Source organism: Catenulispora pinisilvae (genome assembly GCF_015356865.1).
GTDB lineage: Bacteria > Actinomycetota > Actinomycetes > Streptomycetales > Catenulisporaceae > Catenulispora > Catenulispora pinisilvae.
Map to the genome: position 1 here is coordinate 1 of NZ_JAAFZA010000265.1, position 13270 is coordinate 13270.

A 13270-nucleotide genomic window follows, 5' to 3' on the forward strand; every position below is an offset into this window, starting at 1 on the left:
GGTCACCCGCACTGACGTTCCCCCAGCCCCGCCGCGACCCGCGTCGCGGCCCCCGACCCGCTGAGCTGACCTGCGGCGCAGCCGCCGAACCGGTTACCGCACTGACGGTCCGGTCGGCTACCGTAGCCGTGCCGGGCCGTGAACCGCGCCGGACCGGTCCAACGGAGGGGATCACACTTTGACGTCGAGCATCCCGACCATGGCGATAGCCGCCGTGGCCGCCGTGTCCGTCATCCGCGGGTTGTCCAAGGGTTATGGCGGGAAACGGCGTGGGAAGGCCACCGGGCGGACCCGCCGGCCTTCGGAGATCGAGGCGATCAAGCCGGTGCCGATCGACCGGTCGCACGGCGATCCCGAGCTCGCCGCGCTGCGCCAGGCCGCGCGGATCACCGACTGGCCGACCGTCGAGGCGATCCTGCGGCCGATCCGCGACCGGAATGACTTCGAACGCCTCACCTTCCTCGTGGGGAACATCGAAGACCTCGGCGGCGACTTCCTGCTCAAGCTGCCGAACCAGTTCCCGTCCGATCCGCTGGCGCTGACCGTGGCCGGCGCCCGGCACTCGGCGTGGGCCTGGGAGGCGCGCACCGGCTATCGCGCCTCGCAGGTCTCGGAGGAGCAGTTCCGGGTCTTCCACGATCGGCTGCGCATCGCCGAGGAGTACCTCTACACCGCCGTCGAACTCGACCCCGCCAACGCCGCGCCCTGGTACACCCTGTGCGTGACCAGCCGCGGCCTGGAACACGGCACCGACATCACCCGCCGCCGCTTCGAGGCCGGGGTCAAGCGCGCGCCCGGCCACGCCGGGCTGCACCGCCAGATGTTGCAACAGCTGTGCGCGAAGTGGGGCGGCTCGCACGAGGCGATGCACGCGTTCGCCACGAAGGTCTTCGACGCCGCCCCGCCCGGCAGCGGGCTCGGCGAGCTCGTCGCGCAGGCGCACCTGGAGCACTGGCTGGATCTGGAGCAGGGCCCGGACGACGTCTACATCCGGGACGCGGCCGTGGTCCAGGACCTGCGCCGGGCCGCGGACGCCTCGGTGTTCCACCCGGCCTTCGCCCCGACCGCCTCCCCGTACACCGCGCTGAACACCTTCGCGATGGCCTTCTGGCTCGCGGACGACAAGGACTCTGCGGGCCGGCTGTTCGAGCGGATCGGAGACCACGCCACGAAGGCCCCGTGGCGCTACCGTGGCGACCCCGAGCGGGTGTTCGCGGTGGCCCGGCAAGACTGCGTCAAGAAACGGAAGAAGTAGGGGACACGACACGTGAGCACCGAACCCGGCCACACCTTCCAAGTCGACCTGCGTGGACTCGTCGACCTGCTCTCCCACCACCTCTACTCCTCCCCGAAGGTGTATCTGCGGGAACTGATGCAGAACGCCGTCGACGCCATCACCGCGCGGCGGATGCTGGACTCCTCGGCCCCGGCGCGGATCCGGATCCGGACCGGCGTCGACGGCGGGATCCGGGTCGAGGACTCCGGCGTCGGGCTGACCGAGGCCGACGTGCACACCTTCCTGGCGACCATCGGCCGCTCCTCCAAGCGCGCCGAGGACGGCGGCCTGGACCTGTCGGCGGCCCGCCAGGACTTCATCGGCCAGTTCGGCATCGGCCTGCTGGCCTGTTTCGTGGTGGCCGACGAGATCACCGTGGTCTCGCGCAGCGCCCGGGACGCCAACGCCCCGGCCGTGGAATGGCGCGGCCGCAGCGACGGCACGTACCAGATCAAGACCCTGCCACCGGGCACCGTCACCGAACCCGGCACGACCGTCACGCTGGTCCCGCGCGGCGACGGCAGCGAGTGGCTGGACCCGAACCGGGTGCTGCGGCTGGCCCGGCACTTCGGCTCGCTGCTGCGCTACGACGTGGAGGTCGTGGACCGGCACGGCGACGTCAGCAAGGTCAACGACACCCCGCCGGTGTGGGACCGGCAGTACGGCTCGCCGCTGGCCCGGCGCGAGGCGCTGGCCGGCTACGCCAAGTCGACGTTCGACTTCACCCCGCTGGACACCATCGACCTGGACCTGCCGCTGGTCGGGTTGAAGGGCGTGGCGTTCGTGCTGCCCACCCCGGTGCACCCAACGAAGCGCTCCGGGCACCGGGTCCACCTCAAGGGCATGCTGCTGTCGGACTCGGCGGCCGAACTGGTGCCGGACTGGGCCTTCTTCGTGTCCTGCGTCGTGGACACCACCGGGCTGCGGCCGACGGCCTCGCGCGAGGCGCTGTACGAGGACGAGACGCTGGCCGCGGTACGCGACGCGATCGGCGAGCGGATCCGCGAGTGGCTGGTCGGGCTGGCGGCCTCGGACCTGACACTGCTGCGGCGCTTCATCGACGTGCACCACCTGGCGGTCAAGGCGCTGGCCCGCTACGACGACAAGCTGCTGGCGCTGCTGCTGCCGTGGCTGCCGTTCGAGACCACCGACGGCAACGTCAGCCTGGACGAGTTCGCCCGCGCGCACCCGGTGGTGCTGGTGACGCAGTCGGTCGAGGAGTTCCGGCAGGTGGCGCCGATCGCGGCCTCGGCCGGGCTGGGCGTCGTCAACGGCGGCTACGTATATGACAGGGAGCTGGTTCACCGGCTGCCCGAGGTGCGGCCCGGCGTGACGGTCGCGGACCTGGACCCGGAGACGGTCAGCGCGCACCTGGACACCGTGGACCCGGCGGCCGAACTCGCCGCGGCGGCGTTCCTGGCGCGGGCCCGCGCCGTGTGCGACAAGTTCGACACCGACGTGGCGTTGCGCTCGTTCCAGCCGGTCGGCGTGCCGGCCATGCTGGTCGACAACCGCGAGGCCCGGCATGAGCGGCGGCGCGCGGAGCTGTCGGCGGACGCCGACGAACTGTGGGCCGGGATCCTGGGTTCGCTGGGGTCCTCGGCACCGCGGGCGCAGCTGATCGTCAACCATCTCAATCCCCTGATCCGCAAGATCGCGGACATCGCGGACCCGCACCTGTCGGAGACCGCGATCGAGGCGCTGTACGGACAGGCGCTGCTGATGTCGCGGCGTCCGCTGCGGCCGAGCGACCACGCGCTGCTGAACCGGTCGTTCATCGGGCTGTTGGAGTTCGCGGCGCAGGCGGCCGGCGGCTCGGGCGGCGTCGGTGGCTCGGGCGGCTCTGGCGGTACGGGTGGCTCGGGCGGCTCCGGCGGCGGATCGGCGGCGGGCACTGCCTCCGACACCCGGGGTGACGTGTGAGCGGGTTCGCGACGAAGGAGGAGTTCTTCGGCGCGCTGCGCGAGAACCGCGAGCGGGCCGACGGCCGGGCCAAGGCGGCGATCGCCGAGGAGATCGCCGACGAGGCCGAGGTCTTCGGCGACGACGAGGTGACGGCGACCGCGCTGGTCGAGCTGATGAGTTCCTACCACGGCAGCGGCGAGCGGGTGAAGTACCCGGTGGTGTTCGCGCGGCTGCTGCGGTTGTGGGACCGCAACCCGAAGGCGTTCGACGACTGGGAGGCGCACCGCGTCTTCTGGTACTTCAAGTGGGTCGGCGCCGGCCTGCTCACCACCCCGGACGTGCCGCTGCCCGCGATCCGCGGCTGGATCGGCGAGATGCGCAAGCGCTACGAGGCCGCCGATTACGGCTTGCAGCCGGTCTACGGGCAGCTGTACTCGCTGGCGCAGCACCTCGGCGAGGGCGAGGAGCTGGCCTACGAGCTGTGGGCCACGCGCGGCCGGACCCGGATGAGCGACTGCGAGGCCTGCGAAGCCCGGTCCCGGGCCGAGTACCACTTCGGGCTCGGCCAGGACGAGCTCGGGATGGCCGAGCTTGAGGCGACGCTGGACGGTCGCAACACGTGCGACGAGGAGCCGCACGCCAGCCAGTCGGCGGCGCTGCTGCCGCTGGTGCGGTTGGGGCGGACGGACGAGGCGCGCGGGGCGCACCTGGCTTCGTACCGGGCCGTGCGGGGGCGCGAGGCGTACCTGGCCCTGGTCGGTCGGCACCTGGAGTTCTGCGCGCTGACCGGGAACGAGGCACGTGGCCTGGAGCTGCTGTCGCAGAACCGTGCGTTGTTCGGCTTCACGTCCGCGCCGTTGTCCCGGCTGGAGTTCCTGACCAAGGTCGAGGTGCTGCTGCACCGGCTGACCGCGGTCGGGCACGCCGACACGCCCTGCGGCGGACCGCTGGGACGGGAGTGGACAGTCGCCGAACTGCTGAAGTCGGTCGCCGCGGACGCGGACGCGTTGGTGGCGCGCTTCGACGCGCGGAACGGGAACGCGACGATGTCGGGGCGGCGGGCGGAACAGCTGGCCGAGGAGCCGTTGGTCGCCGAGCTGAACCTCGGCGTGCGGGCGGCGGTGTTGGAGGGTACTGAGACGGCGCTGACGGTGCCTTCGGCGGGCTCGGCTGTCGCGACATCACAGGTTACTGAGACGGTGATCCCGGACGACTTCGCGGCCCTGGTCGCCGAGACGCTGCTGCTGGACCGGCAGTTCCATCCGGACTCGCGGCGGTTGTGGGACTCGTTGCTAAAGCGGGTCGACGGTGCGGATGCCGGGAGGTTGGACGACGCGCCGAGCAATGCACCGAACGATGTTCTGAACAGCGTTCTGGACGACGTGCTGCGCGGGGAGATCGCGACCGAGCGGGCCGGCCGTGCGCACCGCGACCGGGACTGGGACGCGGTCGAGGCGCACTTCCTGGAGGCCGCCGCATGCTATGAGCGTGCGGGCCGGCCGGACCGGAGGATCGCGTCCCTGGCCCGCGTCCAGTGGAACAAGGCCAACCGCGGGGATCAGGACACTGACCCGGCGGTCGTCGCCGAGCAGGCGTGGCCGGAACTGAACGCGCTGCTCGGGCAGATCGACACGCTGCTGGCCGATGGCGGCGCCGCCGCATACCTCGCCGACGCGCAAGTACAGAAGCTGGTGGTGCACCAGAGCCGGGTCTTCGCGGCCCGCAACGCGGCCATCCACGCCGCCGCCCCGGCCGACCGCGAACGCTGGCTCGCCGTCTTCCGCGCCGAGGCGGAGCGGATGGTCCGCGAGGGCACCGGCCTCAACGCCCCCGAGCGGCTGGCGCTGGTGATGGAGGCGGTCGCCGAGTATGACGCCACCCACGAGGACCCCAAGGCCGCCGAACCGCTGGCCCGGCACGCACTCCAGATCTTCACCGACCTCGGCTGGCCCTGGCGCCTGCACCGCTCCCGCATGATCCTCGGCCTGGCACTGGCCGGCCAGGACCGCTACCCGGAGGCGATGCGGGTGCTGCAAACCGGCATCGCCGAGGCGCACCCCGCGGCCGACGCCGACGAGCTGACGCCGCTGTACCGGCTGCTCGCCGAGACCGCGTTGCAGGGCGGCGAGCCGGCGACCGCCGTGCGGGCGTTCGCCGAGGCCGCGGTGCGGCTGGACCGCGAGGGCGACGCGTTCGGGGCGGTCGAGACGCGGTGGCGGATGAGCAACGCGTTGGCGGCGCAGGGGCAGACCGCGGACGCGGTCGCGGTGCTGGAGACGCTGGTGGAGACACCGCTCGGCGGGGACGGGGGGTATGCCGCGGCGGGTGCCGACACCACCGCGACCCACCAGGCTTCTGATGCAGTGCCGGCTGGCTTTGCCGCCCACGCCCACGCCGGCGCCGATGGCGATGGCGATGGCGAGCCGACCGTCGCGGATGCCAGTGCTGCCGATTCCAGCGTCGCGGATGCCAGTGCCGCGGATGCCAGTGCCGCGGCTGACGAATCTTCCAGCGCCACCACCCCCAAGCCGACCAAGCACCCCTCCCGCGCCGACATGCTCATGGTCCAGATCCGCGCGGACCTCGCGCGCGGTTTGCTCGCGCTGGACGAACCGCGTGCGGCGGCCGTCGAGTTCCTGCACGTCGCCGATGCCGTCGACGGGTGGCCGGAGGCCGGGCGGCTGACCGCCGCCGCGGCTGAGGCGGCCGGCGCGCTGGCGTTGGCGCGGAACTGGGACGGCGCCAAGGCCGCGTGGGAGCGCGCGTTGGCCTCCAACGCGGTGGCGCCCCGGATCCCGGACATGACCGAGGCTCTGCGGGACATGGCCGGGGAGACCATCAACGCGTTCGGAGCCGAGCACGCCGAGGACGCGCTCGCGTACCTCACGCAGGCTGATCGGATGCGGGTCGAGTTCGCGGAGGCGGCGCGGGCACAGTTCCTCAGCGTCGAGGTCGACGAGGCGCAGACCTGCTACACCCGCGGCTGGGTACTCAACACCGCGGGGCGGCCGGAGGAGGCGATCGAACAACTGGAACGCGCCGTTCTGCTCTACGACCGGCCCGGCTTCGCGGCGATCCCGCCCCGGTTCGACGCGATCCGCCAGGCCGCGGTCATCGAGTTCCGGTCGCTGGACCGGCCGGACGCCGCCAAGGCCCGGCTCGACAAGGCGATCGCGGACGCCGAGGCCGCGGGGCACTCGGATGGGATCGCGACGCTCCGCAAGCTCCGGGATGCCTTGAGGTGAGTGGACGAGAGCACAATCAGGTCGCGACGCTCTGCAAGCTTCGCGACGCCCTGCGATGAGTGGACGAGAGCGCGGGTAGGCCAGAGGGCTGACTCGGGTCGTGTCGACCGGAGTCAGCCCTCGAAGGCAGTCAGCGCCGAATCTCGGAGCTCACCCCGCGCGCCGGACACGCCAGGCACTCGCGCACACCTCGCAACTGCCGAGCCTCGCGCCCCTCACCCCTGCCGAGCACCCGCCGCCAAAGCCGCCCGCGCCGGCACCCACGTCGCCACCCCGGCCAGCACCGCGCCGCCGCCGAGCACCGCGGCCAGCATCCCCGGCGGCATCGACACCCCGGCCGTGCCGCGCGTCATCCCGCTCGTGTAGGTCGTCAGCACCGCGACCGTCACCGCCAGCGCGAGTCCGGTCGCCACCAGCACCGCGACCGCCGTCTCCCAGCCCAGCATCCGCTGGATCTGGCGCCGGGTCGCCCCGGTCAGCCGCAGCGCCGCGAACTCCCGCCCCCGGTCGCTGATGCTCATCGCCAGCGTGTTGACCATCGCGATCGCCGTGAAGGCGACGATCAGAGCGAGCGTGACGTACCCGAACTTGTTGCTCGCGTCGTCGTTCGAGGCCTGAGCCGCCACCCGGTCCTTGATCCCCAGCCCCGCCTCCGCCTTCAGCGCGGCGACCAGCGCGGCCCGCGGCACCCCGGGCGCCTTCACCAGCAGCTCGTCGTCCAGCGGCACGTCCACGTGCGACGCCAGCAAGTCGTGCGCCAGCACCAGATCCCCGAATCCCAGCTGCCGCGAGTAGAGCGCGACGATCGTCACCTGCGTGGGCGTTCCGTCGGGGAGCGTCATCGAGACCTGAGATCCGACGTGATATCCCTGCCCCGAAGCCGCCGCCGCGGTGGACGGCCCGGTGAACTGCGCGAGACTCCCACTCGTGACCCCGAGGTCCAGAGTGTCGGCGAGGCCGGCCGGCGTCGCCCCGAGCACGTTCCGGTCGTTCAATCCGGTCCGCACCGTGGCGTGCAGCACCTGCGTCAGCGTCGTCACGCCCGGCACGGCCTTCACCTCCGCCGCCGCGTCCGCGGGCACCTTGCTCCCGACCACGTAATCGGCGATGTTCCCCGCCGCCCGCTGCGCCGTCGCCGCGTTGGCGACGCTGGTCTGCGAGAACAGGATCGCGCACGCCATAGCCGTCATCAGCGTCAGCGGTGTGACCACGGACGCCAACCGCGGCGCGGCGGCCCGCAGGTTGTTGGCGGCCAGGTATCCGCCGACCCGCGACCACCGCAGCGGCACCCCCAGCACGGCCGCCGCCGCCCGGGCCACCCACGGTCCCAGCAACGCCAGCGCGATGCACCACAGCAGCACGGCGTTCAGGCTGACCGGCTGCGAGGCGCCGTCGCTGTGCAGGATGGTCAGCAGCACCGTCAGCACGGTCGCGCCGGCTACCGCCAGCAGCCCGAACAGGACCCTGATAGCCGACATCCGCGGCGGCTTCAGCTCGGCCTCGCCCAACGCCTCCACCGGACGGATCCGGGTGGCCCGGCGGGCCGAGATCCGGGCGGCGGCCCACCCGGCGGCCACCGTGGCCAGCAGCGAGGCCAGCACCGGGAACACCGAGAGCACCACCGGGACGTTCGCCGGGATGATGCCCAGCGACACGAACTCGTTGTGCAGCCACGCCCCGAGCGGCAGCCCCGCGACCGCCCCCGCGGCTCCCGCGACCGCCCCGACGGCCAGCGCCTCGCCGCCGATCATCTTGCGCACCTGCTTGCCGGTCGCGGCCACGGCGCGCAGCACCGCGATCTCCCGCTGCCGCTGCTGGATCGACAGCACGAAGGTGCCGACGACCACGAGCACCGCGACGATCACCGCAGTGCCGCCGAGCACCGCGCCCATGCTGATCAGCCGCACCGAGGCGTTGGCCGAGTCGGGGAACTCGGCGGCTCCACGCGCGTCACCGGTGTGGACGACCGGCGCCGGGACAACCCCGACGGACGCCGACGAAATTAGGGCCTTGACATCCTTCTCCGTGGAGCCCGTGTCCACTGCCGGGAAGACGCCGATCGCGTCGACCTGGCCGTCGTGTCCGGCGAGGTGGCGTGCTTCGGCGGTGTCGAAGTAGATCGCGGCCTGACTCGCAAAACCCTGTGACGTCACGCCGACAACGTGAACGGGCATCGTCCCGCTCGCGGTACGCAGCGGCACGGTAGAGCCGACGTGCAGGTTCGTCTTCGCGGCCGTGGAGGCGTCCAGCACCACCTCGTCCGACGCCGTGGGCGCACGCCCGGAACCCAGCTTCAAGCCGGACAGAGACGCCGATTCCCAACCGTGGCCGAAGGAATCGCTGGTCGGACCGCCGGGAAGATAGGCCGCGAACAGCACCTCGGTCGCGACCGACTTCACGGACGGCAGGGCCTTGATTTGGTCGGCGAGGTCAGCGGACACCCACACGTGGTCGCTGACCGGCTTGGCCTTCTTCCTGACCCGGCCCTTGTCCTCGATCTCGACGGCGTGCACGTTCTGGTCGCCGGTGACGACGATCGGCGCGGCGGCGAAGCGTTCCGGCTTGACGCTGCCGAGAATGCCGGTGACCAGCAGCGTTCCGCACCCGGTGATCAGCGCGGCGGCGGCGAACAAGGCGATCAGGGCACCGATGAAGCTGCCCTTGCGATGGCGCAGCGTGGCGATGGCGAAGGGAAGCATCATCACGCCCACGCTCCCAACCGGATCATGCGCTCGGCGACACCGGCCGCGGTCGGGGCGCTCATGGAGTCGGCGATGCGGCCGTCCGCGAGGAACAAGACGGTGTCGGCGTAGGCGGCGGCCACCGGGTCGTGCGTGACCATGACGATGGTCTGGCCCAGCGCGTCCACGGTCTCGCGCAGCAGCACCAGCACCTCGCGCGCGGTCATGGTGTCCAAGGCCCCGGTCGGCTCGTCCGCGAAGATCACCTCCGGATCCGCGATCAGCGCCCGGGCGATCGCCACCCGCTGCTGCTGCCCGCCGGAGAGCTGGCCGGGCCGGTGACTCGTGCGCTCGGTGAGGCCGACGCGCTTGATGACCTCGGCGAGCCGCGCCCCGTCCGCCCGCTTGCCGGCCAGGCGCAGCGGCAGCGTGATGTTCTGGGTCACGGTCAGCGACGAGACCAGGTTGAACGCCTGGAAGACGAACCCGGCCCGCTCCCGCCGCAGCTCGGTCAGCTTGGTCTCGCTCAGCCCGGACAGATCGGTGCCGCCGAGCTTCACCGTGCCGGCCGTCGGCCGGTCCAGCCCCGCCGCGCAGTGCAGGAACGTGCTCTTGCCCGAGCCGGACGGCCCCATGACCGCGGTGAAGCCGCCCCTGGGCAGCCCCACCGACACCTCCCGCAGCGCCGCGACCGCCCCGCGCCCTTTGCCGTAGACCTTGCTGACGGCGTCCAATGTGATGGCCTCGTTCATACCCGCCAGCCTGCCGACCTGCGGCGGCGTTCCCCAGAGACGGCGTCACCAGGCACCCGTGACATCGTCACGGGTACTGTCATGACGTGATCCGACTGCTGCTGGCCGAGGACCAACTCGTGGTACGCGGCGCCCTGGCCGCCCTCCTGGAACTGGAGCCGGACATGGAGGTCGTGGCCCAAACCGCGACCGGCGACGAGGTAGTGCCGCAGGCCCTGGTCTTCGCCCCCGACGTGGCCCTCCTGGACATCGACATGCCCGGCACCATCGACGGCCTGGAAGCAGCCGCACGCCTGAAGCAGAAGGCACCGACCTGCCGCACCCTGATGCTCACCGCCAACGGCCGCCCCGGCATGCTCCGCCGCGCACTCGAAGCGAAGGTCGACGGCTTCCTCTTGAAGACAGCACCCCCCGAGGAACTGACAGCCGCCATCCGCACAGTCGCCGCCGGCGGCCGAGTACTGGACCCGGCCCTCGCGGTCACAGCCTGGGACCTGGCCGACAACCCACTGACCCCGCGCGAGCAGGACGTCTTACGGGAACTGGCGGGCGGCGCGGAACCACCGGAGATCGCCGCGACACTGCACCTCTCGACCGGAACGGTGCGGAACGTGCTGACGGCGATCGTGGCGAAGCTGAACGCGCGGAATCGGACGGACGCGGTGCGGATCGCTCGGGATGCGGGATGGGTCTGAATTTCTAGCGCGGCATCTCAGCGCAAAGGACGTACCAGCCATCGTCGGGCCCGGCTGTCAATGTCCCGCCGTGCTCAGCGAGCCGCAGCGTCAGACCGCCGACTCCGGAACCAGTCGAACCCGCGCCGCGGACCGCGACCGCCGCGACCGCCGCGTCAGCGACGCCGTCGTTCTCCACCTCCAGCCGCACCGCAGCCTCGACCATCGTGACCGCGATCCGCGCGTGCCGGGCCGCGCTGTGCCGCAGCACGTTCGTCACCGCCTCACGCAACACCACGCCGAGTACCGCTCCGGCGGCGGATGGCACGGGCAGTTCGTCGCCCTCGAGTTCGACCACCACGTCGGCCGCCGCCAGGACCGCTGCCGCCGAGGCCAGTTCGTCGCCGAAGGACAAGTCGCGCGGGCCGCCGGTCAGGGCTCGTAGTTCGTGCTCGCCTTGTGCGGCCAGGCGCTCCACGTCGCGGATCTCCGCGCGGCATCGGCTCGGGTCCGTGTCCCGCAGCCGCACGGCCAGCTCCGCCTTCAGCAGGATCGCCGTGAGCCCGTGCCCCAGCAGATCGTGCAGATCCCGCGCCGCACGCAAGCGCTCCCCCACCACCGCCGCGCGCGCCAAGCCGTCGCCGGCTTGCTGCAACTCGCGTACCAGACGGGCCAGGCGCAGCATGCCGTAGACAATCAGGCAGGTCACCAAGGCGTTCAGCACCGCCGAGGCCGCGCTGGTGCCGTCGGCCGACGCCACGAAACCACCGACCCCGAGCGCCGCCGCGACCACCGGCACCCCCAGCGGCAGCGGCAGCGCGATCAGCAGTGAGCCGGTCAGGAGCCCGAGCGCGGCGATCCAGTTCTGGCCGAAGGCGTGCATCGGCGCGAAGGTCAGCGCCGCGAAGAGTACGAGCGCCGCCTCGCTGTGCCGCTTCGCCTCCCACACCGAGTACACGACCTGTAGCGCGCACAGTATCGCCAGCACCAGCACCGCCGGTGCGATCAGCGCGGCCGGGACGTATAGCAGTGTCCGTACACAGAACGCCGCCAGCAGGATGTAATACAGCGCAGTCGCGCGCCGCAGTTCCGGTGCGTCCACCGGCATGGCCGAGGCCGGTGTGGCCGGTACCGAAGCCTCGACCGCGAAGCGCCCGTCCGCCTCCAGCCCGGCCGCGAGGCGCCCGCCGCTGGCGCGCACCCGCTGCGCGAGGCCGTCCAGCACGTCCGCGCCGAGCGCGGCGGTCCGCACGCCGTCGCTGGCCACCCGCAACATCACCTGCCCGCCGGCCTCGCCGGTGACGATCTGGCAGTGCCGCGCGTCGCCGACCCGCACCACCGCCGTGACCGCCTCGCGCAGCACCGTGGCCAGCACGGTCCCGGCCGGGCCCAGCGGCTCGGTGTGGCCGGTGACCACGTCCGCCTCGACCCCGGCCGACTGAAGCAGAGCCCTGGCACTGGCCGACTCCGGCGCGAGCGACAGGCTGCGCAGGTCGGCGGCGGTCGCGCGGGTCGCGGCCAGGGTCGCGCGCGCGTCGGTCAGCAGGACGTCCAGAACGTTCGGATCCGCTTTAGCCGCCAGCTCGCGAATGCGGGTCAGGCCGGAAGACAGGTCGGTGTCCAGGCCCGAGGCGATGCGCAGCCGCTCGGTCGTCACGGCGGCGGCGGTCAGTGTCAGTCGGGTGCCGTGCACGCGGGCGGCCAAGGCGGCCAGCGTGGTCACCGCGTAGAGCGCCATCCCGCCGAGCAGCACCGTGATGCACATGTCGACGATGTCGCGCACGTTGTCCGTGCGCACCGCCTCCACCCACGCCGCGGCCGCGAGGACCGGTGGCAGCAGGACCCACAACCCTTGCAAGAACACCGCACCGACCGGCACCGCCAGCAACCCGATCGACGCGCCGCCCGGCACCACCGCCAGGAACCCGCACGCCAACTGCGCCACCGCCCGCGGCCAACTCGCCGGCCGGAACTCCAGCGCCAGAATGGCGGCGCACGCCGCGACGATCGTCAGACCGGCCGCCGGATCGGCGGGAATCCGCCCCAAAGCCTTGGCGAAATGGACCGACACCAAGGCCGCGGCCACGGCGAAGACCAGTCCCCGCGCCAGCCGCGGCATGTTGTCGTTCCCCGTGAACCCCACGGGGTCATGGTAGGGCGGCGACGCGCAGTAAGGGGCGCATTACTGAACCGCCCACAGACGGCGAAGTGACCACCTGACGAAATGCCGCGCCGAGCCGGAGGCCTTCGGCAGTAGGGTCGGACGGCTTCGGGAGGGATATTGTCCGCGACCGCGGATGCCGGCGTGACCGCCGAAGACATCCGCAAGGACACCGTGTTCGGCCGCATCGGCGGCGCGCTCCGTGACCGCGACTTCCGGTGGTGGTTCGCCGGGCAGATCACGTCGGCGTCCGGGGTGATGGCGCAGGGGGTGGACCGCGTCGCCGGTCTTCTGCAACATCCACCACGACAGCGGGCCTGATTATCCCGACGGTCCTGACAGTGAGGTGTCGGACCTCGGAAGTAAATCAGCACGCGCACATGACGGGACCAGCCGCCGGCCTGGGAACACGGCGGCTGGTGTCGGTGGGGCCCAGGGCGGGCCGCGGCACCCGGCGCGAGTGGGGTGGGGTGGGTGATGAGCGCCGGCTGCCACGAACCCGCGGCCTGGATACCGTCAGATCAGTGCTCGTATCAGCTCTCGTATATCAGTGCTGCGCCCCCGGGTGGACCGGGT

Annotated in this window: 8 protein-coding genes; 5 read left to right on the plus strand and 3 right to left on the minus strand. The window is 72.0% G+C overall.

What is annotated here, in order from left to right; translation table 11 throughout:
* Window positions 1–199 precede the first annotated feature (199 nt).
* From IZR01_RS41890 to IZR01_RS41900, 3 genes are read left to right on the plus strand one after another with little or no spacing between them, the layout of a single operon-like run.
* Window positions 200–1255: a hypothetical protein gene (locus IZR01_RS41890; protein WP_194894925.1), complete on the plus strand. Its 1056-nt coding sequence runs from the start codon at window positions 200–202 to the stop codon at window positions 1253–1255.
* A gap of 12 nt (window positions 1256–1267) precedes the next feature.
* A complete protein-coding gene (locus tag IZR01_RS41895) occupies window positions 1268–3199 on the plus strand; it encodes an HSP90 family protein (RefSeq protein ID WP_194927072.1) in 1932 nt (643 codons plus the stop codon).
* On the plus strand, window positions 3196–6426 hold the full coding sequence (locus IZR01_RS41900) for a tetratricopeptide repeat protein (protein WP_194927073.1): 3231 nt from the start codon (window positions 3196–3198) through the stop codon (window positions 6424–6426). The genes IZR01_RS41895 and IZR01_RS41900 overlap by 4 nt, the downstream gene beginning before the upstream one ends.
* 215 nt (window positions 6427–6641) lie before the next feature.
* On the opposite strand, the gene IZR01_RS41905 is transcribed toward IZR01_RS41900, so the two are convergent.
* The gene (locus IZR01_RS41905) at window positions 6642–9128 is read right to left on the minus strand and encodes an ABC transporter permease (RefSeq protein WP_228561194.1); all 2487 of its coding nucleotides are present in this window, start codon (window positions 9126–9128) and stop codon (window positions 6642–6644) included.
* On the minus strand, window positions 9128–9859 hold the full coding sequence (locus tag IZR01_RS41910) for an ABC transporter ATP-binding protein (protein WP_194894930.1): 732 nt from the start codon (window positions 9857–9859) through the stop codon (window positions 9128–9130). The genes IZR01_RS41905 and IZR01_RS41910 overlap by 1 nt, the downstream gene beginning before the upstream one ends.
* An 86-nt stretch (window positions 9860–9945) precedes the next feature.
* Between IZR01_RS41910 and IZR01_RS41915 the strand changes: the two genes are divergently transcribed.
* Complete coding sequence (locus IZR01_RS41915; RefSeq protein WP_194927074.1) at window positions 9946–10554, plus strand: response regulator transcription factor; 609 nt, start codon at window positions 9946–9948, stop codon at window positions 10552–10554.
* Between the two features lie 4 nt (window positions 10555–10558).
* On the opposite strand, the gene IZR01_RS53815 is transcribed toward IZR01_RS41915, so the two are convergent.
* Complete coding sequence (locus tag IZR01_RS53815) at window positions 10559–12676, minus strand: sensor histidine kinase (RefSeq protein WP_194927075.1); 2118 nt, start codon at window positions 12674–12676, stop codon at window positions 10559–10561.
* Between the two features lie 162 nt (window positions 12677–12838).
* On the opposite strand from IZR01_RS53815, the gene IZR01_RS41925 reads away from it, so the two are divergent.
* Window positions 12839–13015, plus strand: coding sequence for a hypothetical protein (locus tag IZR01_RS41925; protein WP_228554737.1), 177 nt, complete (start codon window positions 12839–12841; stop codon window positions 13013–13015).
* Window positions 13016–13270: the final 255 nt, after the last annotated feature.